The 21139-nt window shown below is 41.5% G+C and carries 19 protein-coding genes; 5 read left to right on the top strand and 14 right to left on the bottom strand.

Going from position 1 to position 21139, the window contains the following annotated elements; translation table 11 throughout:
* Positions 1 to 27: 27 nt before the first annotated feature.
* From nrdR to glnK, 3 genes are all read right to left on the bottom strand, one after another.
* Positions 28 to 486 carry a transcriptional regulator NrdR gene (gene nrdR, locus FTT98_RS06855; protein ID WP_067763170.1) on the bottom strand — a complete coding sequence of 153 codons (459 nt, stop codon included), beginning with the start codon at positions 484 to 486 and terminating at the stop codon, positions 28 to 30.
* Between the two features lie 138 nt (positions 487 to 624).
* Positions 625 to 2016: an ammonium transporter gene (locus FTT98_RS06850; RefSeq protein WP_180039917.1), complete on the bottom strand. Its 1392-nt coding sequence runs from the start codon at positions 2014 to 2016 to the stop codon at positions 625 to 627.
* A 61-nt stretch (positions 2017 to 2077) separates the two neighbouring features.
* Positions 2078 to 2416 carry a P-II family nitrogen regulator gene (gene glnK / locus FTT98_RS06845; RefSeq protein ID WP_067763174.1) on the bottom strand — a complete coding sequence of 113 codons (339 nt, stop codon included), beginning with the start codon at positions 2414 to 2416 and terminating at the stop codon, positions 2078 to 2080.
* Between the two features lie 278 nt (positions 2417 to 2694).
* On the opposite strand from glnK, the gene FTT98_RS06840 reads away from it, so the two are divergent.
* Both FTT98_RS06840 and FTT98_RS06835 read left to right on the top strand, forming a co-directional pair.
* On the top strand, positions 2695 to 2922 hold the full coding sequence (locus FTT98_RS06840; protein WP_078189551.1) for an accessory factor UbiK family protein: 228 nt from the start codon (positions 2695 to 2697) through the stop codon (positions 2920 to 2922).
* A gap of 66 nt (positions 2923 to 2988) precedes the next feature.
* Positions 2989 to 4479 (top strand): YifB family Mg chelatase-like AAA ATPase, encoded by a 1491-nt coding sequence (locus FTT98_RS06835; RefSeq protein WP_180039915.1) that lies wholly within the window; start codon positions 2989 to 2991, stop codon positions 4477 to 4479.
* Between the two features lie 43 nt (positions 4480 to 4522).
* Here FTT98_RS06835 and FTT98_RS06830 read toward each other — a convergent pair whose 3' ends face one another.
* Both FTT98_RS06830 and FTT98_RS06825 read right to left on the bottom strand, forming a co-directional pair.
* Positions 4523 to 5260 carry a TorF family putative porin gene (locus FTT98_RS06830; RefSeq protein ID WP_180008086.1) on the bottom strand — a complete coding sequence of 246 codons (738 nt, stop codon included), beginning with the start codon at positions 5258 to 5260 and terminating at the stop codon, positions 4523 to 4525.
* A gap of 396 nt (positions 5261 to 5656) precedes the next feature.
* On the bottom strand, positions 5657 to 6433 hold the full coding sequence (locus FTT98_RS06825) for a TorF family putative porin (protein ID WP_180039913.1): 777 nt from the start codon (positions 6431 to 6433) through the stop codon (positions 5657 to 5659).
* Positions 6434 to 7149: 716 nt separating this feature from the next.
* Here FTT98_RS06825 and FTT98_RS06820 point away from each other — a divergent pair.
* Entirely contained in the window at positions 7150 to 8484 is a 1335-nt protein-coding gene (locus tag FTT98_RS06820) for an OprD family outer membrane porin (protein ID WP_180039912.1), read from the top strand.
* 103 nt (positions 8485 to 8587) lie between these two features.
* Here the strand turns inward: FTT98_RS06820 and ppa are convergent, their stop codons facing one another.
* Positions 8588 to 9124 carry an inorganic diphosphatase gene (gene ppa, locus FTT98_RS06815; RefSeq protein WP_078189469.1) on the bottom strand — a complete coding sequence of 179 codons (537 nt, stop codon included), beginning with the start codon at positions 9122 to 9124 and terminating at the stop codon, positions 8588 to 8590.
* 115 nt (positions 9125 to 9239) lie between these two features.
* Entirely contained in the window at positions 9240 to 9638 is a 399-nt protein-coding gene (locus FTT98_RS06810) for an MAPEG family protein (RefSeq protein WP_078189470.1), read from the bottom strand.
* 108 nt (positions 9639 to 9746) lie between these two features.
* Here FTT98_RS06810 and FTT98_RS06805 point away from each other — a divergent pair, with 108 nt between their 5' ends.
* The gene (locus FTT98_RS06805) at positions 9747 to 10136 is read left to right on the top strand and encodes a hypothetical protein (protein ID WP_078189471.1); all 390 of its coding nucleotides are present in this window, start codon (positions 9747 to 9749) and stop codon (positions 10134 to 10136) included.
* A gap of 57 nt (positions 10137 to 10193) precedes the next feature.
* On the opposite strand, the gene FTT98_RS06800 is transcribed toward FTT98_RS06805, so the two are convergent.
* From FTT98_RS06800 to FTT98_RS06775, 6 genes are all read right to left on the bottom strand, one after another.
* Positions 10194 to 11873, bottom strand: coding sequence for a long-chain-fatty-acid--CoA ligase (locus FTT98_RS06800; RefSeq protein WP_168378241.1), 1680 nt, complete (start codon positions 11871 to 11873; stop codon positions 10194 to 10196).
* Between the two features lie 149 nt (positions 11874 to 12022).
* Entirely contained in the window at positions 12023 to 14242 is a 2220-nt protein-coding gene (parC, locus tag FTT98_RS06795) for a DNA topoisomerase IV subunit A (protein WP_180005204.1), read from the bottom strand.
* A 163-nt stretch (positions 14243 to 14405) separates the two neighbouring features.
* The gene (locus FTT98_RS06790; RefSeq protein ID WP_180116066.1) at positions 14406 to 15725 is read right to left on the bottom strand and encodes an MFS transporter; all 1320 of its coding nucleotides are present in this window, start codon (positions 15723 to 15725) and stop codon (positions 14406 to 14408) included.
* Positions 15726 to 15869: 144 nt separating this feature from the next.
* Positions 15870 to 16514, bottom strand: a complete 645-nt coding sequence (locus tag FTT98_RS06785; RefSeq protein ID WP_078189475.1) for a trimeric intracellular cation channel family protein — start codon at positions 16512 to 16514, stop codon at positions 15870 to 15872.
* A 59-nt stretch (positions 16515 to 16573) separates the two neighbouring features.
* A complete protein-coding gene (locus tag FTT98_RS06780) occupies positions 16574 to 17041 on the bottom strand; it encodes a YchJ family protein (protein ID WP_180022084.1) in 468 nt (155 codons plus the stop codon).
* Positions 17042 to 17430: 389 nt separating this feature from the next.
* Positions 17431 to 19002 carry a TerC family protein gene (locus FTT98_RS06775; protein ID WP_180005207.1) on the bottom strand — a complete coding sequence of 524 codons (1572 nt, stop codon included), beginning with the start codon at positions 19000 to 19002 and terminating at the stop codon, positions 17431 to 17433.
* A gap of 320 nt (positions 19003 to 19322) precedes the next feature.
* On the opposite strand from FTT98_RS06775, the gene FTT98_RS06770 reads away from it, so the two are divergent.
* A complete protein-coding gene (locus FTT98_RS06770) occupies positions 19323 to 19943 on the top strand; it encodes a TIGR00730 family Rossman fold protein (protein ID WP_078189478.1) in 621 nt (206 codons plus the stop codon).
* 86 nt (positions 19944 to 20029) lie between these two features.
* On the opposite strand, the gene FTT98_RS06765 is transcribed toward FTT98_RS06770, so the two are convergent.
* Positions 20030 to 20995 (bottom strand): hypothetical protein, encoded by a 966-nt coding sequence (locus FTT98_RS06765; RefSeq protein WP_078189479.1) that lies wholly within the window; start codon positions 20993 to 20995, stop codon positions 20030 to 20032.
* Positions 20996 to 21139: the final 144 nt, after the last annotated feature.

The raw sequence follows: 21139 nt of genomic DNA, 5'->3' as shown, positions 1-21139 counted from the left end.
CATGATAAAAATGGAAGCAGATGTGCATTAGTGCTCACGCTGCTGCATTTGTTCAATTTGACGACGAAAAGCTTCTACATCTTGGAAGTCTTGGTACACAGAAGCAAAACGTACATAAGCCACATGATCTAAAGCAAACAATGACTGCATGACAATTTCACCAATGGTGCGTGATTTCACATCACGTTCACCCAAACGGCGAATTTGCAATTGAATATCACTGAGTACCGTTTCAATTTGCTCTTGCGTTACTGGACGCTTTTGCAAGGCATGCATGAGCGAGCGGCGTAACTTGGCTTCATCAAAAGGTTCGCTCTTTGAATCAGACTTGATGACACGCGGCATCACCACTTCATAGCTTTCAAAAGTTGTAAAACGTTCACCGCAACTAATACATTCACGGCGGCGGCGTATCTGACAGCCTTCAGCAGCAAGACGTGAGTCAATCACTTTACTGTCTTCAGCGTTGCAAAATGGACAATGCATAGCGGTTAAATTGAACAAATCCGAATGGATTTAGAGTGTAGCAAAAATTTTGAAATTTGTAGAGCTTTACGCTAGATATGGAAAAAAAACAGCCCTTTCGGGCTGTTTTACACAATATATTGATTTACTGTGATCTTATTATTCTACACGTTCGCCATGTTGACTTAAGTCTAGACCCATACGTTCGTCATCAGCTTCAACACGGATGCCAATCACCAGATCAATCACTTTCAAGATAATGAATGTCATCACAGCTGAGTAAGCAATTGTCGCTATTACACCTTCGACTTGAACCCATAATTGATGCATTAAGTTACTCGGTGCATTGTCACCCATGATGAATTCGCTGGCAAAGAATGCTGTAAGGATCGCACCCACGATACCACCGACACCATGTAGACCAAACGCATCCAAAGAGTCATCCGCTTTCAACGCACGTTTCAGTGCAGTAATACCCCAGAAGCAAACCACACCACCAATCAGACCCATCGCTAGAGCGCCGCCAACTGTTACAAAACCAGCCGCAGGTGTAATCACCACAAGACCTGCTACCGCACCAGAAGCACCACCCAAGACAGACGCTTTACCACGAACTACTTTTTCAGTAATTAACCATGCCACTGCTGCTGCCGCTGCTGCAACTTGTGTTACCACCAATGCATAACCAGCCGAACCATTTGCACCCAGTGCAGAACCACCGTTGAAACCGAACCAACCTACCCACACAAGGCTTGCACCGATGACGGTTAAAGTTAGGTTATGTGGTGCCATAGATTCACGGCCAAGCCCCATACGTTTGCCAAGCATGTACGCTGCAACGAGACCCGCAACACCTGAGTTGATGTGAACTACTGTACCACCCGCAAAATCAAGCGCACCGTCGTTACCTAACCAACCACCACCCCATACCCAGTGAGTAATTGGTGCATAAACCACGACACTCCAAATTGCGATAAAAGCAACAAAAGCACCGAATTTCATACGTTCTGCAATCGAACCACTAATAATGGCAACGGTAATGATGGCAAATGTCATTTGGAAAATAACAAAAAGAATCTCTGGAATCGTACCCGTCAACGCTTCTGTAGTGATACCCGACAACATAAATTTGTCTAAGCTACCGATAAAGGCATTGCCTTCACCAAATGCTAAGGTATAACCCACAATCACCCACGTTAAACTCACGACACCCGCAGCAACAAAACTGTGTGCCATGGTGCTGAGTACATTTTTCTTACGGACCATACCGCCGTAAAACAATGCTAAACCGGGAATTGTCATAAGTAGAACAAGTGCAGTGGATACTAAAATCCATGCTGTATCACCTGTATCGAGCTTAGGTTCTTCTTCTGTAGGTGCTGGTTCCGCAGGTGCTGGCGCTGCTTCAACTGGAACTGCAGCTTCTGTTGTATTTGCAGTATCAACTACTGTGACTTCTTCTGTAGGTGCTGTTGCGCTTTCTTCAGCCCACGCAACAGAACCACCTAAAAGTGCACTGGACAAGCCGAGTGCAATTAGCATTTTTTTCATTCGTATCCCCCGACCTGATTTTCTGAGTTATTAGCTACTCAGCAAACTTCATGCCAATTTTTTAAACGGCATCTGCACCTGTTTCACCAGTACGGATACGGATGACTTGTTCCAGATTGCTTACAAAAATTTTACCGTCGCCAATTTTTCCTGTGCTTGCAACACGAGTAATTGATTCAATTACGGTATCGACCATTTCATCACTGATTGCGATTTCGATTTTTACTTTTGGTAAGAAATCAACCACATATTCAGCACCACGATAAAGTTCAGTGTGACCTTTCTGGCGACCGAAGCCTTTAACTTCAGTGACAGTGATCCCTTGAACACCATTTTCAGAGAGTGCTTCACGCACGTCATCTAATTTAAAAGGTTTTACAATTGCAGTTACGAGCTTCATGTTTTGTTTTCCTTCGGCTTATTTCACCTGTAAGGTTTTATGTTCAATTTTCATGCCAATATGACTACAGTCGGGGGAAAATAGTCAGCCCAGCATGAGATTTCTTTATAACCTATTTTATACGGATAATCTTGCGTATGCTTATAAAAATAGACGTTTTTACTAGAAGAATTACGATTTTACTGATCGATTAAACGCATATTTAAATAAAAGCACTATGGTCATGAATGTGGCGATGTTAAACTGCTGCCACCAATTCACTGAGGATGGTCAAAACAATGATTGAAACCTTATTACAAGCGATATTAGAACAAATCGATCAGCCGAAAAAAGACGTCGAACATAATCTTCGCAGCTTACTCAATGAAGCTGTGAGCAAAATGGATCTCGTATCTAAAGAAGAAATCGAACGCCAACGTACTGCACTGAATAATGCCAATTTACGTTTAAATGAATTGTTGAAACACGTCGAAGAACTCGAACAAAAAATTCAGAACAAAAAATAAGCACCTTTTTAGTGCAACAAAAGACGCATAACGATTAAAAATAATGCACCATAACGGAACAATAATATGTCTTTTGCCAAAATCTATACTCGGGGTTTGCTCGGCTTAAATGCACCCCAAATTGAAGTTGAAGTTCATGTCAGCCAAGGCCTGCCTTCATTGACCATTGTGGGCCTACCTGAGGCCGCCGTCCGTGAAAGTAAAGACCGTGTCCGCTCTGCGATTATTAATAGCGGCTTTCAGTTTCCGACCAAACGTCTGACCATCAATCTTGCACCCGCAGATTTACCCAAAGATGGTTCACGTTTAGATCTCGCCATTGCTTTAGGGATTCTGATCGCGTCGGGACAACTTCCTGAAAATGCAGCAGATGGTTTTGAATTTATTGGAGAATTGGCACTTGATGGTTATTTACGACCTGTCAGTGGCATCTTAAGTATAGCCATTGCCTGTCAGCATATCGGGCATCATCTGATTCTACCGGCACTCAATGCCGATGAAGCGGCGCAACTGCCGGAGTTCCAAGTCTTTCCTGCTCAGCATCTTAAGGATGTATGTGAACATTTGAGTCGTTCAGCCTTAATCAGCAGCCACCCTTCAACATCGTCAGCTAATCAACACAGTTACCCTTTTGATTTATCTGATGTGAAAGGTCAACTGAGACCACGTCGTGCTTTAGAAATTGCGGCGGCTGGCGGTCATTCCCTGCTATTTCGTGGCCCTCCAGGCACAGGTAAAACTCTACTCGCCTCGCGTTTAGCCAGCATTCTTCCGCCCTTAGATATGCAAGAAAATTTGCAAGTCGCGAGTATTTATTCCATTGCAGGTGCAAATCATCATTTTGGGCAACGTCCATTTCGTGCGCCACACCATACGGCATCTGCGATTGCCCTCGTCGGTGGAGGATCAAATCCTAAACCGGGTGAAATCACCTTGGCACATTTAGGGGTTTTATTTTTAGATGAGCTGCCTGAATTTGATCGAAAGGTGTTGGAGGTATTACGGCAACCACTCGAATCCAAAGAAATTGTGATTTCACGGGCTTCTCGTCAAATCACCTTCCCTGCGAATTTTCAATTGATCGCAGCAATGAATCCTTGCCCATGTGGCTATGCCTTTAACCAAGACAGCCGTTGTCAATGTAGTGCTGAAAGTATTAAACGCTATCAAAACCGTATTTCAGGTCCATTATTAGATCGTATTGATTTACATATAGATGTCCCGCCACTGGCAGCGCATGAATTACAAAGTTCGCAAGAGGTTGAAAGTTCAAGTACAGTTAGGCATCGTGTCATTCAAGCTTATGAGTTACAAATAGAGCGTCAGCAAAAATCCAATATGGCGCTCACGCCGACGCAATTGGAGCAACAAGCGGTTTTGGATGCTACTGCGCAGAATATTTTACAGTTAGCACAGCAACGAATGAATTTATCTGCGCGTGCTTATCATCGCGTATTACGTGTTGCCAGAACCATTGCCGACTTAGCTCAAAGTGAACACATTCAAGCTCAGCACGTTTCTGAAGCACTGTCCTATCGAAGCCAGCTCAATACTTAAAAAAATGGCGACCCTAGGTCGCCATTTTTAATGCTTTTTAACATTAGAATTCGTATTTCAAACCAAATACGACTTTATTCTTTTGTTTTTCATCCGCACGGTCATAACCACCAACTGTGTAATTCATGCTTGCGGTAACACCTGTATCTGCTAAAGGCTTGCTTAGACCAATATCAAAGTGACGGAAACCAAAGCTTTCTGTTGTTCCTAAATTATCTTCAAAATCACCTGAATCTTGATATGCATATAAACCAAGCGCGGTATCTAGACTGAAGTCTTTAGGAAGTGCATAGCTATATGATGCTTTGATATAAGTATCACCTGCATTACCCCATGAAACATCTTCAAGCAAAGTTTGCGCTGTTAAGCCAAAATCTTTATAGCTTAGCCCAAGCATTGTTTCTAAACCGTTTGCATCACTTGTATCAATATCATAGTAATAGTAGTAAGTTAGACCTGCTGTGTAACCAAGATCATCATTAATTGAACCGTTATAGCCCGCATAAAAATCATTTTCAAAACCATTCGGTAGGTCATCACCATAGTTTAATGTTGAACCCCACCAACCCGCATAGAAGCCTGATGCATGGCTATAATCCAAACCACCTTGGATTGTCGCATCTTTATTTTCAGGCACATTGGTAATACCACGTAAATTATAGCTAGATAGTACGCCGATATTTCCAGATACAGAATGCTCTGAAGCAGGTGCTTCAGCAAATGTAAACGTCGATGCTGCTCCAAGTACAGCGATTGATAAAGCTTTAAGTGCAAATTTCATGGTTTGTTCCCCCACATCGTGCGACGACGTATTTTTTGGTTATTTCGTTGAACTCAATGAGGTATTAGCAAGCGCTGTGCCATGTTTAAAAATAAGCGCATATTTTTTTTATAAAAGTCACCATTTTGGTTTATCAAAAACCAATATATTACTGTTTTTATTTATTATTTTTTAATTATCCTATTTGGCCTTTTTTCTCTTTAATTTATTTTAGAATGCAGATTTTCATCTATTTAGATTATTTAAATCTTCGGGTTGATAGATGTAACAGGATTTTAAAAATGCGCTTTTTTGAGTATATTTTTTCTACACCGATCTCAAAAATGCATAAAAAAAGTGCACAATCACCATTATGCACTTTCAAGAATATGACCGAATACGGTCAACTCGTTAATGTTAGAAAGAATAGGTCAATCCAACCACAACGTTATCGTCTAATTGCTCGCCTTCACGATCTTTACCGCCCCATACATAATCAGCAGCAATTTCAAACCCAGTATCTACAATCGGTTTACTCAAGCCTAAACGTGCTTCAGTGAACACCACATCTTCTGTGGTTGTTAATAGGCTATCATCACGACTGTCATTAAAAACAGAAACACCAAGCGATGAATTTAATGAAACATCATAAGGTAATGCATAGCTATAAGTAGCATTCAGATATACATCACCTGCGTTGCCATAATTAACATCAGACAACAATACAGCCATGCTTGCAGTTAAATCTTTATAACTTATGTCCTGAATAAATTCGACGCCCGTTGTGCGACGCTTTTCAGATCGGTCGTCGTTATACACTGAACCGCCACCTTGATAGACATAGGCCATCACTTGTGACTTATAACTCCAATCTTCATTCAGTTCACGTCCATATCCGACATAGAAATCATGTTCAAAACCATGTGACTGACTGTCGTCCGTAGGGTCATAGTTGAGTGTAGAACCCCAATAGCCCGCGAACAGCCCACTGTTGTGTGCATATTCAAGTCCGGCTTGTAATGCCGCTTGATCATTTTCTTCACTCGCACGGTACACATATTTGTTTACCACGCCCAAACTTCCAGACCAATTCCCTTGTGCAGTTGTGGCTTGTTCAGTTTGTTCTGCAAATGCAGGGACTGTACCTAGGGTCACTAAAATACTTAAAATGGCTTTTTTATAAAATTGAATCATGTTTAGTCCCCACATCGGATCGATCGTGGATTGGGTTGAGTAAAATTTAGCGCCGATTTTAATCGATTTTACCGCACTGTATAGCCCCTTTTTCTTATTTTGATCAATTAAATCATTTAAAAACAAAGGTAAGATTATATAAAATAGTAAAAAATAAGCTATTGATTCATAAAATATCTTTTATCGTGTTCCAGTCTTTAACAATGATTTAATGTTTTAATTTATATGTATATATCACGATTATTATCATCTTTTATTGAGCTAGATTTTAAGGAAAACATTTCTGACGACTTCGCTAAAAGTCATTCTCTATTTACAAAAAAAACACGCCAACAGTGCTTACTTAGCCTGAACATTGATGCCATGCACCTCAGCAGTTTTTATACTTTTTGATCAAAATACCAATTTAAATTCAGCACAAATTGTCGCGAAGAGTAATGATAAATCAGCAAGTTAAATGAAAGTTTTTACCGTTTTTTATATTTTTTTATGATAAGCAATGAAGAAACTTCTCTTTAGCTTAATATATATTCAATTTAAATAAACTATTTGTTAAACAACAATAACATACGAAACATTTGCTTATTACAGATTGACCGATGATCTGAATGTTTTCTAACTTTAGTGTAATAAGCGCATTAAAAATAGTGATTTTTTTAAGAAAAAATATACAATCGCACTACATATTAACCAAATTTGCATGAGGCTCTCTCCCAATGCTTAAAGCTCAACAACTAACACTTGCAGTATTAGTAAACGCTGCTCTTATTTCTACTGCTTTTGCTAGCGAACAAAGTGAATCTAAAGGCTTTGTGGAAGATGCTGAAGGCTCTGTATTGTTCCGTACAGGTTACATCAACCGTGACAAAACCAATTACATTGACAATGATACTAGTGCAGTAAAACGAGTAACAGATACCAGCTCAGCTGCTCAGTCTGCGATTGTAAAACTTGAATCTGGTTTTACAAAAGGTATTATCGGCTTTGGTGTAAATGTTACTGGCGACGCTTCATTCAAATTAGGCAGCAATGATAATGCTGGCAATGGCATGATTCCGCTTCATAACGGCGGAGCTAAAGATGCAAATGGTGATGTAGACGCCTATGACCATTGGGCGCGTGGCGGAGCTAGCGTTAAAGCACGAGTATCAAATACAACTGTTGAATACGGTACCCAAGTTCTAGATCTTCCTGTACTTGCGTCTAATACAGCACGTATGGTTCCAGAATATTTCACTGGTGTTCTTGCGAAAAGCCGTGAAATTGAAAATCTAGAATTGGTTGCTGGTAAATTCACAGAGAATCAATATTCAGATCAAATCAATACTGATGGCCGTCATCTAGATAATGCAATCGTTTGGGGTGCAAAGTACAAATTTAACGATCAGCTTAATGCATCTTACTATGGCTTAGACAGTGAAGATGCGCTTGAACGTCACTACATCAATGCAAACTACACATTGCCTTTAGCTGAAAAACGCTCATTAAATGTAGACTTCAATGGCTACCATACTGAATGGGACGAGCAAGCTGGAACTTATTCTTCAACAATTGGTAATAAAAATGTTGACGGCCGCAGCAATAGCATCTGGTCTCTTGCAGGTACATTAAACCAAGGCGCTCACTCAGTCATGCTAGCTTACCAACAAAATACAGGCAACACTGGTTATGACTATGGCGAAAATGCTGATGGCGCACAGTCAATCTATGTAGCTAACTCATACTTATCTGACTTTGTGGGGAACCATGAAAAATCGGCACAAGTTCAATATAACTTAAACTTTACTGATTATGGTGTGCCAGGCTTGAACTGGACTTCTGCATTCGTTTATGGCTGGGATATTAAAGTCAACAATTCAGCAAAAGAAGGTCAAGAGCGCGAATTCTTTAACCAAGTGAAATATACTGTTCAATCTGGTTTTGCTAAGGACGCAAGCTTACGTGTACGTCATTCTTACTACCGCGCAAGTGATAACTACCAAGCTGGTAACTATATCGGTGATACAAACGAATGGCGTTTATTCTTAGACATCCCTGTGAAATTATTTTAATTTCGCAACTACTCTAAGATAGCGAAAAAAAACCTGCACACTGTGCAGGTTTTTTTTATGAGCATCGTTTTCATATAACAACGATGCTCAGCTTAAAACAATATTATTTGTTCGCAGCTTTGTAAGCTTCAATTGAGCTAAGTACTTCTTGTTTCGCAACATCAGCACCTTCCCAACCACTTAACTTAACCCATTTACCAGGTTCTAAGTCTTTGTAGTGTTGGAAGAAATGTTCAATTTGATTGATCAATAATGCAGGAAGATCTGTATATTCTTGAACATCTTTATAAAGCGGAGTCAATTTGTCGTGTGGAACAGCAACGAGTTTTGCATCAACACCACCGTCATCTTCCATGTTCAATTTACCAACAGGACGGCAACGAATTACAGAACCTGGTTCTACTGGATGTGGAGTTACCACAAGTACGTCTAGTGGGTCACCATCCAAAGATAATGTATTTGGAACATAACCATAGTTCGCTGGGTAGAACATTGCAGTACCCATGAAACGGTCTACAAATAACGCATCAGAATCTTTATCGATTTCGTATTTGATTGGTGCTGCATTTGCAGGAATTTCAATAATGACATAGATGTCGTTTGGTGCATCTTTACCCGCTGGGATATTGCTGTAGCTCATAGCATCACTCTTTAAACAAAGTTAAATCTTTTAATCCGGCACAATTATAACGGTTTTATCGCTTTTTTTGTGATTTTAGCGATCATGCTGATAATTTAATCATCAAGCAGAACATTTAGCTTAATTTAATGACCAATAACATCAGACAAATTGGGCATAACATCGACAAGGTCCAAATAATTGAACGTAAAGTTGCCCAATTGGCTAAATAACATAACCCATAAATGACGCGTAAAACGAGATAGGCAATCCCAAAGGTCATGATGTATTGCTGATGAATCACCATGTATTCGGCCATTAGAATAGCCGCAATAAATAAAGGTAAACTTTCAAAACTATTTTGCTGCACTGCATGTGCGCGGCTCGCCAATCCTGTAGAGCGCGCTAAAACTTCACGTGGATTTTGATTATCACTCGACTTAAAACCTGCAGCTCGCTTCGCAATAAATGTAAATACATATGGCAATAAACAAGCGGCCAAAATGAGATAGATGATCCCACTGATGCTGTGCATGTGTTTTTTCTCAGGAAGATTTTTATGGCTGCTATAATACCATGGCATTTCGTGAATAATTTTTGTTAAATATAGTGTTTTTATAATCGGCAGATGAAAGGATCCTCTATGAGTACTTCTGATCAAGATCAATTATTTGAAGTTCTTGAAGAGCAAAAACGCCATCAGCTTCGCGTCGATCGTGTCTTAAAAATTGTCATTCCAGTGACTGCATTTTTACTTGCTGTGATCTGCGCCAACTTAAATGTCTGGTCGACTGTTTTCAGCTTTGTCATCATGTGGATTGCATTCTATGCAGTTTCCATCAAGCAACTTCCCCTTTGGCATTGGGTCATTGTCATTGCACTATATTGTTTAGTCGACAATATTTTAACCTATGGCAGCTATAACCAATCTGGCTTTAGTCGTCAGTTCGGCGCGATGTTTATTTTCTTAGGTGTTTTTGGTGTAGGACGTCGCTACTTTGATCGCTGGTCGATGAATAAAGGCAAGCTTTAATGAACTAAATTTAAAGCGATAAAAAAAGCGCCCGAAGGCGCTTTTTTATGCATCGTATTATGCTGTTTTACGCAAATCTTTACGTAGAATTTTACCGACGTTCGATTTTGGTAATTCATCCATAAATTCAACATAACGTGGGCGTTTATAGCCAGTTAAGTTTTCTTTTGCGAATGCCAAAACTTCTTCAGTTGTTAAAGATGGATCTTTTTTCACAACGAATAATTTAGGTACTTCACCTGATTTTTCATCAGGAACACCAATCGCAGCAACTTCTAGTACTTTTGGATGTTTTGCAACAACTTCTTCAATTTCAGAAGGATAAACGTTGAAGCCAGACACCAAAATCATGTCTTTTTTACGGTCTACAATCTTCACATAACCGCGTGGATCCATGACACCAATGTCACCTGTACGGAAGAAGCCGTCCGCCGTCATTACTTTGGCAGTTTCATCTGGACGGTTCCAATAGCCTTTCATGACTTGAGGACCACGAATCGAAATTTCACCTTGCTCACCTTGAGCAACTTCATTGCCATCATCATCTAAAATAGCAACTTCAGTCAGTGGCAATGGAATACCAATCGTACCGCTGAATTCCATTGATGCTGGAGGGTTTGCGGTTGCAACAGGTGAAGTTTCTGATAAACCATAACCTTCGATAATATTGGTACCTGTAACTTTCTTCCACGCTTCTGCAGTCGAAGGAAGCACTGCCATACCACCACCCATCGCCATTTTTAGCTTACTGTGGTCAAGTTGCTTGAACTCTTCATTGTTCACCAAAGCATTGAACAATGTGTTCACTGCTGGGAAGAATGAAGGTTGGTATTTACGTAATTCTTTCATTACCGCAGGTAGGTCACGCGGGTTAGGAATCAATACGTTTGCCTGACCTTTGTACATACCGTAAAGTGCACACACCATAAATGCAAAGATGTGATACAGCGGTAATGCACAGAAGATACGATCATCTGGCTGACCATCTTTCTGACCAAATTTACTTTGGAAAATACCATCACACTGCAACATGTTTGACACAAGGTTACGATGGGTCAATTCTGCGCCTTTAGATACGCCAGTTGTACCACCGGTATACTGAAGTACAGCAGTATCACTTAAAGTTAAGTTTGGACGTTTGTAATTGTTTGCACTCACTTTAGACATTGCTGCATTAAAGCGAATATGACCTGGAATGTTCCAAGCTGGAATTTGTTTACGTACTGAACGTAATACAAAGTTAACCAATGTACCTTTCAGCGTACCAAGCATGTCACCCACAGATGCCACGATCACGTGTTTTACTGGGGTTTTACCAATAATCGCTTGGTAAACAGATGCAAAGTTTTCAATAATAACAAGAGCTTCTGTTCCAGAGTCATTCAATTGATGCTCAAGTTCACGAGAGGTATACAGTGGATTCACGTTGACCAATACCAGGCCAGCACGGAATACACCCAATGCGACAACAGGATATTGAAGAACGTTCGGCATCATGACTGCAACGCGTGAACCTTTGGCCAAACCTAAACTTTGCAAATAAGTTGCAAATTTACGGCTAGCTTCATCAAGTTCTTTAAAAGTTAAGACTTTATCCATAAAGATAAAGGCATCTCTTGAGCCAAACTTCTGGAAATTACGCTCAAAAATATCGACCAATGAGGTATTTTCTGCGGGTAATTCTACAGTTTCTGGAATCCCTGTCTTTTGGTATTCAGCGAACCAAATCTTTTCCATAACGCCCAATTCTCCTGTCGTAATCCTTAATAATCCAACTGTTTTTTTTCAATATTAAGCGGTCATTATTTAACTTGTTTGTGCTTAATATTGCATCCATTTCACGAATAACAGCATATATAACGTATTTCGTTCCATGGATGCTAGTATTATCTTTGAATGAACAGTTTATTTGCTTTTTGATATCCACGTGGTAACAACACACCTTTCGATGCACGTTTGCCCACATATTTTTGCAGATCGTCGCCTTTAAGCTTTAATTGTTGATTTCCTGCAAGCACTTGAATTATTTCATCTAAATTCAAAGTTGTCATGGATACAATTTGATCTTTTGCCTCAAGTTGTATCAATTTATTACCTTTACCCTTATTCAATACTGGTAATTCATCAAGTTCAACCAACAGCAAACGACCCGCAGAACTGAGGAGTGCAAGGTGTGTTGCATTCTCAATTGCCGTTAAATTCATGACCGCCGCGCCTTCAGATAAACTAAGGAAGGCTTTACCCGCTTTTGCATTGGTATCGAGGTTTTTGGCTTGGGTTTTAAAGCCATAGCCTTTACTACTCATCGCCAAGACTTCTGTTTCATCTTCAGCAATAAACACTTGTTTAAAGCCGACACCACTTGCAGGTGCAAGTTTAGAACTCAGAGGCTCACCTAAACCACGCGCAGATGGCAAGGTATTGATGCCCAAAGCATAGCTTCGACCGGCATCATCCAATACATAAACGCGTTGATTCGATTTACCTTGCGCATGGCTGAGATATTGGTCACCTGCACGGAAATTTAAGTTCTCAGCATCGACTTCATGACCTTTCGCCGAGCGAATCCAACCCGCTTCAGACAAAACGACAGTTACAGGATCTGCAGGAAGCATATCCTGTTCATTAATCGCATGGGCTTCTGCACGTTTCACAATTGGAGAACGGCGGTCATCACCAAATTTCTTCGCATCTTCTTTCAGTTCATTAATGATCAATGCTTTTAATGATTCAGGGTTCGCCAATTGTTCACGAATAATGGCTGCTTTGGCTTCCAATTCTTCTTGTTCACGGCGCATTTCCATTTCTTCAAGTTTTGCCAAATGACGTAACTTAAGTTCTAAAATCGCTTCGGCTTGAATTTCATCGATATTAAAATGCGTCATCAACACCGGTTTAGGCTGATCTTCTTCACGAATAATTCGAATCACTTCATCAATATTCAGATAGGCAATGATCAAGCCTGCAAGTATATGTAATCGTTTTTCAATTTTATTCAGATGATAAGTCAAACGACGTGTTACGGTATTTTTACGGATTTCGATCCATTCCAACAAAATACGGCGGATCGATTTCACTTGCGGACGACCGTCAGCGCCAATCATGTTCATATTGACACGATAGCTCGACTCTAAGTCAGTGGTTGCAAATAGATGACTCATCACCGATTCAGCATCAATACGGTTTGAGCGCAGGACAATCACTAAACGTGTTGGGTTTTTATGATCTGACTCATCACGTAAGTCCGTGACCAATGGCAACTTCTTCGCCTGCATTTGATCTGCAATCTGCGTGATCACTTTTGAGCCTGAAACCTGATACGGCAGCTCCGTAATCACGATTTCATTTTTCTCAATGCTGTACACTGCACGAGTTCGATAACTACCGCGACCCGTGGTTTGAATTTTGAGTAATTCTTCTGGAGAAGTAATAATTTCCGCACGTGTCGGCAAATCAGGTGCAGGAATATATTCTGCGACTTTCTCATCGGTTAAGTTTGGATTGCGAATTAAGGCGATGGTGCCCTTCACCACTTCACGTAAGTTATGCGGTGGAATATCCGTTGCCATACCCACAGCAATACCCGTTGTGCCGTTGAGTAAAATATTCGGAACACGTGCCGGTAAATTCACTGGCTCTTTCATCGAACCATCAAAGTTATCCTGCCAATCACAGGTTCCTTGTCCTAACTCAGACAATAATAAATCACTATACGCAGACAGTTTTGCTTCGGTATAACGCATCGCTGCGAAGGATTTCGGATCATCTGGTGAGCCCCAGTTTCCCTGACCTTCAATAAATGGATAGCGATAACTAAACGGCTGCGCCATGAGGACCATGGCTTCATAACAAGCTAAGTCACCGTGAGGATGGTATTTACCCAGTACATCACCAACCGTACGTGCAGATTTTTTTGGCTTACCCGTTGGCTTTAACCCGAGCTCGCTCATCGCATAAACGATACGACGCTGAACGGGTTTTAAACCATCACTGATATGTGGCAATGCACGATCCATAATCACGTACATGGCGTAGTTGAGATATGCTTGTTCGGTAAATTCTGCTACGGAACGGTTTTCTGTCGCATGATGCGCAAGGCTTGTCATAACAACCTGTAATCCTAAATTGTTCGTTCTTTATTGGGTTCTTATGCTATGTCGCAGGTGTCCCCTATACAAGGGGATGATCTAACACTCTGCGACAAATTGTGTCTTATGGCGTAAAAATATCCATTTTATTCACCATGATCAACTAAAAATTCAACAGTCTTTATAGACCGATGGATTCTAAAGTTTTGCCCTTAGTTTCTTCACCTAAAACCAGAATCACCACGGCAACTGCAATTAAGACTGCTGTAAACATCATAAAGACATAGCTAAAACCATGATCCATATCCATCATATGTGTCACGGCAAAAGGTGCTGCAATGCCCCCAATCCGACCAATGGCACCCGCCCAGCCCGAACCAAAGGCACGAATATTGGCCGGATATTGTTCTGGTGTATAGGTATAAAGTACGCCCCAAGCACCGAGATTAAAGAAGGACATTAAACAGCCCCAAATCACAATCTCTGTCACACTGCCAGACTGACCGAAGAAATATGCCGAAATGGCACACATCCCAATGAAGCCCGCCAACGTAGCTTTACGACCTAATTTTTCGACCAACCATGCAGCTGCAATATAACCCGGTAATTGTGCCAAAATCATGACCAAAACATATTCAAAGGATTGAACAATGGTGTAGCCTTCTTTGACCAATAAGCTTGGTAACCATGTAAAAATACCGTAATAAGAAAAGACGATACCGAACCAAATGAGCCACAGCATTAAAGTACGACGTGCAAAAATGCCTGACCACAACTGTGAAAAACTGATGTCATGTTTTTCAGCAACCGGTTTGACCTCAAAAATTTCAACAACTTCTACACCACATTTGGCTTCAATCTTTTTCACCAATGCATGCGCTTCATCAAAACGTCCACGGTTGATTAAATAAGGCACCGATTCGGGCACCATTTTCCAAATCACGATCGCATATAACGCAGGAATACCGCCAATCAGGAACGCTGCATGCCAACCAAAATCAGGAATAATAAAGCGTGAGACCAACGCTGCAACCAACCAGCCCAGTCCCCAAAAACTTTCTAGTAAGACAATAAAACGACCACGCACATGCGCCGGAATATATTCACTGACCAAAGTCACCGCGACTGGGAGTTGCCCCCCTAAACCTAAGCCGACAATAAAACGAAACACCAACAACCAAGTTAGATTAGGTGCAAACGCACATGCAGCGGTGGCTAAGCTATAAATCACCAATGTCCATGCAAAGACTGTTTTTCGGCCAAAGCGATCTGCCAGTCCTCCAGAAAACACCGCGCCAATCGCCATCCCAACAAAACCAATCGAGACCACCCAACTTTTATCATTTGGCGTCATGGCCCAATCTTCAGCCATTTTCGCTAAGATAAAAGAAATGAGCCCCGTATCCATGGCATCAAACATCCAGCCAAGGCCAATAACCCAAAGTAAAGTGTAGTGAAACTTACCGATGGGTAAGCGTTGTATACGTGAGACTAAGTCCATAACAAGATCTCTGAACTGGTGGAAGGATGAACACTGCTTTCCCAACAGGATGTATGATTTTGCGTTTTTTAGTATAGATCCATGCAAAAGACCGACCATTGATCCGTCTTTTCAGCATTTTAATGTGATGTTATAGCAACGCGGCTATGACAAATCTTTTGAAGATACCGACTGATCATCATCATCTTTATAAATAAATTTAGGCATTTCTAAGCCAAAGTAAATGGCGATCAGACGTAAGGTGAAACCGAAAATGAGCGTCGCAATGACGGTCAATTCTAGCGATAAGCCAATCTCAATGCAGAGCCAATAACAAATCACGGACACAAAAGAAATACTGGCATAAAGTTCACGACGGAACACCAGCGGGACATCGTTACAAAGGATGTCTCGTAAAATACCGCCAGAGACGCCCGTTAGTACCCCTGCTACCGCAGAAACCACAAAACCATGTCCCATTTCTAAAGCGATTTGACAGCCAATAATGGTAAAGCCAATGAGACCAAGGGCATCGAGAACTAAGAAGATATTACGAAGATGACGCATCCACTTTGCAATCAGGATGGTGACAAATGCAGCAAAGCAGGTCAGCATGAGGTATTCGGGATGCTTAACCCATGTCAGTGGATAGTGCCCAAGTAGCACATCACGAACCGAACCGCCCCCCAGTGCCGTGACACAGGCAATCAATGTTACCCCAAACCAGTCCATACTCCGCCGACCCGCAGACAATGCACCTGTCATTGCTTCTGCCGTGATTGCGATAATATAAATAACGGTAAGTAACATCGCCCTTCTTCCACTGAGGGTTGAGATGCGCGCTATTCTAAGCTAAATCTGCTCAAATGTTATAAAAATTGCGCACAACATTGTTTAAATTTTCGTCCAGAACCACAAATACAGGGCTGCTTCATGGTGATTTGCATCTCTGTGGTCGGATCAAGGAAATACCAGCGCTGCTCGAACTTCACAAAGTGTGAAATTTCATGATGTACCTGCGCTTGCTGCCCATCGTGATAATGGGCTTTAAATTCAACTTGAGCATGGTTTTTATCGAGTTTTTCTTGAGCCTGTACCACCTCAAGTTTTAACCACTGATTGGCCTGACTCCACGCTGCAATGGCACTGACATCCAAGGCTTGCTGCTGTCCAAACGCAGTTGTTTGTACAATATAATCAATCTTATGCAGTGCAAAAGCACTATAACGTGAACGCATCAACTGCTCTGCAGTCTGTGCATTTTCACGCCCCGTATGTAAGGGCTGACAACAGCTACCATATTCACCTTTGCCACACGGACACTGGACTTGTGACATGTTTGTTTCCATAAAAAAATAGCCTGACAATGCAGGCTATTTTAACGGATCTTTCCACACAATTTTCATCAGTAGATCCGTATCGATTCAAATAAAAGAATGATACACGGTAAGGTCATCCGCAAGTGTTTGAGACAGGACTACTTCTAATCAAAAATGTTTTTGCAATGCTTTGAATAATTTGACGGTAGTGAACGAGTTTTGCGGATGACAATGGTTTTGGGTACTTTTGCCGAAACAAAAGTACCTCCAGCCGAAGGCTAATCCCTTTATTTAAACCCTAGATGTAAGACTCCGTCGAATAGACTTAAAAATCATTTTAAAAATGCGTAATTACTTTTACGTGCGTAACATCAGTGATCTATATAGATTACCCCCCGATACGCAACTTAATCTTCAGTTGGCATGGGAATGACATGCACTTTTTCGATCTTATGACCATCCATTGTGACCACTTCAAAGATGTGTTCATCCGCTTTGAATTTTTCACCATTGGCTGGTAAACGGCCCAAATGAAATAAGATATATCCGGACAATGTCGAATACTGTTCAGCATCATCCACCAAGTCACGACCCAACAATAAAGACACGTGGCGAATATCGGTTGAGCCATCGAGTAACAATGAACCATCATCGAGACTTTCTGCTGCCGTCTCTGGTTCATCTTCATCGGGGAACTCACCTGCAATCGCTTCTAAGACATCAATCGGTGTTGCAATCCCTTCAATTGAACCGTATTCGTTCAACACCAAAGCCATTTGCAACGGCGCTTGACGCAATTGTTCCATCACCATCAAGACTTGTGCATTTTCATGCACCACCACTGGCTCACGGAGATGTTTTTCGAAATCGAGTACGCCCGTTTCAATATAGTCATTCATGACTTTATGAGTCAGTACCGCACCCGCAATATTGTCAAGCTCACCATGTGCCACAATTAAACGTGAATGCGTGGTACTGAGTAATTGAGCACGAATCGCCTCAGGTTCTTCATCTAAATCAATCCATTCCAGTTCAGGACGAGGTGTCATCACGGACTTTACTGGACGCTCAGATAAACCCAGTACCCCTTGTACCATGACACTGTGGTAAACCCCGTTGTCTTCATCAAAGACTTCATCAGCAAAAGCACGTGTTGCAAGCACATCTTCATTTTCATTTTGATTGTCTGCAACATTTTTCCCACCGAGCATACGCATCACAGCTGAGGCTGTGCGATAACGTAAGTCTGTGGTTGTCACCATTTTTTCTTGATTATGACGCATGGTTTGGTTCAAGAACTCAATCATGACAGAGAAACCAATGGCCGCGTATAAGTAACCTTTTGGAATATGGAAACCAAAGCCTTCGACTAAGAGCGAGAAACCGATCATCATCAAGAAACACAGACACAGAATCACCACCGTTGGGTGACGGTTCACGAAGTTCATCAGTGGTTTAGATGCCCACAGCATAATGCCGACAGCAATAATGACCGCAATCATCATGACAGAAAGGTGTTTCACCATCCCGACAGCGGTAATCACGCTGTCGAGCGAGAACACGGCATCAAGCACCACAATCTGCACAATCACCATCCAAAACGTCGCATGCACAGGATTTTCTTCCTTTAGCATCGGCTTGTTTTCAAGACGTTCACGCAGTTCCATGGTGCCTTTAAACAGTAAGAACACCCCACCAAACAGTAAAATTAGATCTCGACCGGAAAATGGATGGTCGAAAATATGGAACAGTGGGTTGGTTAGAGTCACCACCCATGCAATCGAGGCCAGTAAGACCAATCGCATACACAGTGCAAGCAATAAGCCGACAATCCGTGCGGTATTACGCTGTTCTGGCGGTAATTTTTCCGCAAGAATCGCAATAAAAACCAGGTTATCGATACCTAAAACAATCTCAAGCACCACCAGTGTCAATAAACCCACCCATGCAGATGGGTCGGACATCCATTCAAAGATCATAATTGTATCTCCTGAATGTTATTCACACGTGGATCATGCTGATTTGAAGATGAAATGCATTGGACATGCGCAAACGCTTTTAATGGCGTTCTTTCTAATATTTTGATGTGTGCTGAGTGACAACAACCACTACCCATGACGGTTCTTTAGCTTAAAATGAAGTTTTAAGTATAGCAAGTTAAGGTAAAAATTCACCCTTTTTTACCAAAGTACAATCTCTGTATGGAAGAATTTAAACCCAGTGATGACATTAAATTGTCATATTTAGCTGCCAATGTAGTGTCATAAAAAATAACATGCTAAGGTAAAATTAAAACGTAATGAATAGCGGATTAAAAATGACAGAAAAACGTGGTAATCCTTCTCCTGCTACAACACAACCTTTAATCGCACTGTATTGCGGCTCCCGCTCTGGTAACAATCCAATTTATCAAGAAAAAGCCATCGCATTAGCGCAAGGCTTGGCTGAACATGGTTTTGGTCTGGTCTATGGTGGTGCCAGTATTGGCCTGATGGGTCAAGTTGCTGACGCTGTGGTCGAACATGGCGGCGAAGCCGTGGGTGTGATTCCTGAGTTTATGTTGGATTATGAAATTGCACATAATCATTTGACTGAATTACATGTCGTGCGCAGTATGCATGAGCGTAAAGCCATGATGGCAGAACGTGCAAGTGCCTTTGTTGCCCTGCCCGGTGGTCTTGGCACATTTGAAGAAATTTTAGAAATCGCCACTTGGGGACAGTTGAATCAACACCAAAAGCCGATGATGCTTTATAACGTCAATGGCTTCTATGATGCACTGATTGCACAATTAGACCATGCGGTCGCTGAAGGTTTCTTGCCGCCGCAGCATCGTGCCAAACTGATCGTATGTAATTCTTCGAAGCAGATCTTTAGTGCACTGAAAAATTTAGATTGCCCGAAAAATTTCGTGGTTTAACTGTATTTTAGATGTCAAAAAGGGGAATAAATTATTCCCCTTTTTTTATTGCTCGATGTCCTAATTCAAATCGAGATCGTGCCGACTTAACCCGACACCACACGATAGAACCATGGCAATGTTGTCGCTAAGAAAATACTCATCAACAAACCAAGCATCAATTTCATCGCATCTTTGCTGACATTTCGTGAAGTTCGATATTTATTCACTTCATGTAAATGCATGGACATAGCAAATTCACGTCCTGCGAGTAAGCCCAAGAACACCCAAGTGGTACTCATTGGAATATTACTCCACTCTTTGAACACCAATAAAATCAAAGCATACATAAAGTCGATAATGGTTGCCGAGCGGATATCAGCCACACCCGTTTTGGTGTCGATAATGCCCTGAATCGCCCCGCCACGTTGGTACAAAATGATCCCAAGCAGTACGATAAACACCACAATTGCAAAAATCAGGAACTCCAGCGGCACCTGACGAGGGACGTAGACAAAAATATTGGCCAAATCCTGAATCAGCCACTGACTCCATAAAAATGCCGTCGAAACCCACTGTAGTCCCACCCAAATATTCGAGGGTGTTTCATCACGTGTTTTACTGAAATAAACCGAGATGCCTTTAATCACAAATCGATAAACAATAATCGCAACAACAAAAGCTACCGCATAACCCATCATCGACTTGGTTAACATCGACCCAAGACTACTCGGAGAGAAAATCGTTAACACTAAGAATGTGGTGCTGACCGGAATTCCGTAGCGAGTCAAAATGATCAGTAAGATCGGTGGCACAATATAGAGCCACGTGACCCCTTCTGCGGGAAATGGAATCGTTTCTAAACGACCATAAGATGCATCCCCCACGCCAGAACTGTACCAACCATAAACCAATACAATGGCTAAAATACTGCTGACATAGATCCACAACAGCCACCAAGGGCGATGCGCATTGGATGAAATAAAGGTTCCCAATGTCTGTGGCACATCATTACCGACAATAGAATAGGCCGCGAGACAGAAGCCTATGACCATCAGAATTTCGATTGTCATGAAAACAAAACACCTTTGCCATAAAGAAAAAGCCCTCCAATAAATGAAGGACTTGAGCGCATTATGACAGTTTATCTGGCGTTCATACAATTTCGCGCCGTGCATTTCTCGATACTAAAATAAAAACCTCAAATAAAACAAATG

Source organism: Acinetobacter sp. YH12039, from assembly GCF_013420015.1.
Classification (GTDB): Bacteria; Pseudomonadota; Gammaproteobacteria; order Pseudomonadales; family Moraxellaceae; genus Acinetobacter; species Acinetobacter amyesii.
Note: the sequence above shows the minus strand (reverse complement) of the source record. Positions and strands in the feature narration are given on the sequence as shown.

What these genes read in the sequence shown, in the direction of transcription:
- nrdR (WP_067763170.1), bottom strand. Translation starts at nt 486, where the DNA reads ATGCATTGTCCATTTTGCAACGCTGAAGACAGTAAAGTGATTGACTCA.
- FTT98_RS06850 (WP_180039917.1), bottom strand. Translation starts at nt 2,016, where the DNA reads ATGAAAAAAATGCTAATTGCACTCGGCTTGTCCAGTGCACTTTTAGGT.
- glnK (WP_067763174.1), bottom strand. Translation starts at nt 2,416, where the DNA reads ATGAAGCTCGTAACTGCAATTGTAAAACCTTTTAAATTAGATGACGTG.
- FTT98_RS06840 (WP_078189551.1), top strand. Translation starts at nt 2,695, where the DNA reads ATGATTGAAACCTTATTACAAGCGATATTAGAACAAATCGATCAGCCG.
- FTT98_RS06835 (WP_180039915.1), top strand. Translation starts at nt 2,989, where the DNA reads ATGTCTTTTGCCAAAATCTATACTCGGGGTTTGCTCGGCTTAAATGCA.
- FTT98_RS06830 (WP_180008086.1), bottom strand. Translation starts at nt 5,260, where the DNA reads ATGAAATTTGCACTTAAAGCTTTATCAATCGCTGTACTTGGAGCAGCA.
- FTT98_RS06825 (WP_180039913.1), bottom strand. Translation starts at nt 6,433, where the DNA reads ATGATTCAATTTTATAAAAAAGCCATTTTAAGTATTTTAGTGACCCTA.
- FTT98_RS06820 (WP_180039912.1), top strand. Translation starts at nt 7,150, where the DNA reads ATGCTTAAAGCTCAACAACTAACACTTGCAGTATTAGTAAACGCTGCT.
- ppa (WP_078189469.1), bottom strand. Translation starts at nt 9,124, where the DNA reads ATGAGCTACAGCAATATCCCAGCGGGTAAAGATGCACCAAACGACATC.
- FTT98_RS06810 (WP_078189470.1), bottom strand. Translation starts at nt 9,638, where the DNA reads ATGCACAGCATCAGTGGGATCATCTATCTCATTTTGGCCGCTTGTTTA.
- FTT98_RS06805 (WP_078189471.1), top strand. Translation starts at nt 9,747, where the DNA reads ATGAGTACTTCTGATCAAGATCAATTATTTGAAGTTCTTGAAGAGCAA.
- FTT98_RS06800 (WP_168378241.1), bottom strand. Translation starts at nt 11,873, where the DNA reads ATGGAAAAGATTTGGTTCGCTGAATACCAAAAGACAGGGATTCCAGAA.
- parC (WP_180005204.1), bottom strand. Translation starts at nt 14,242, where the DNA reads ATGACAAGCCTTGCGCATCATGCGACAGAAAACCGTTCCGTAGCAGAA.
- FTT98_RS06790 (WP_180116066.1), bottom strand. Translation starts at nt 15,725, where the DNA reads ATGGACTTAGTCTCACGTATACAACGCTTACCCATCGGTAAGTTTCAC.
- FTT98_RS06785 (WP_078189475.1), bottom strand. Translation starts at nt 16,514, where the DNA reads ATGTTACTTACCGTTATTTATATTATCGCAATCACGGCAGAAGCAATG.
- FTT98_RS06780 (WP_180022084.1), bottom strand. Translation starts at nt 17,041, where the DNA reads ATGTCACAAGTCCAGTGTCCGTGTGGCAAAGGTGAATATGGTAGCTGT.
- FTT98_RS06775 (WP_180005207.1), bottom strand. Translation starts at nt 19,002, where the DNA reads ATGATCTTTGAATGGATGTCCGACCCATCTGCATGGGTGGGTTTATTG.
- FTT98_RS06770 (WP_078189478.1), top strand. Translation starts at nt 19,323, where the DNA reads ATGAATAGCGGATTAAAAATGACAGAAAAACGTGGTAATCCTTCTCCT.
- FTT98_RS06765 (WP_078189479.1), bottom strand. Translation starts at nt 20,995, where the DNA reads ATGACAATCGAAATTCTGATGGTCATAGGCTTCTGTCTCGCGGCCTAT.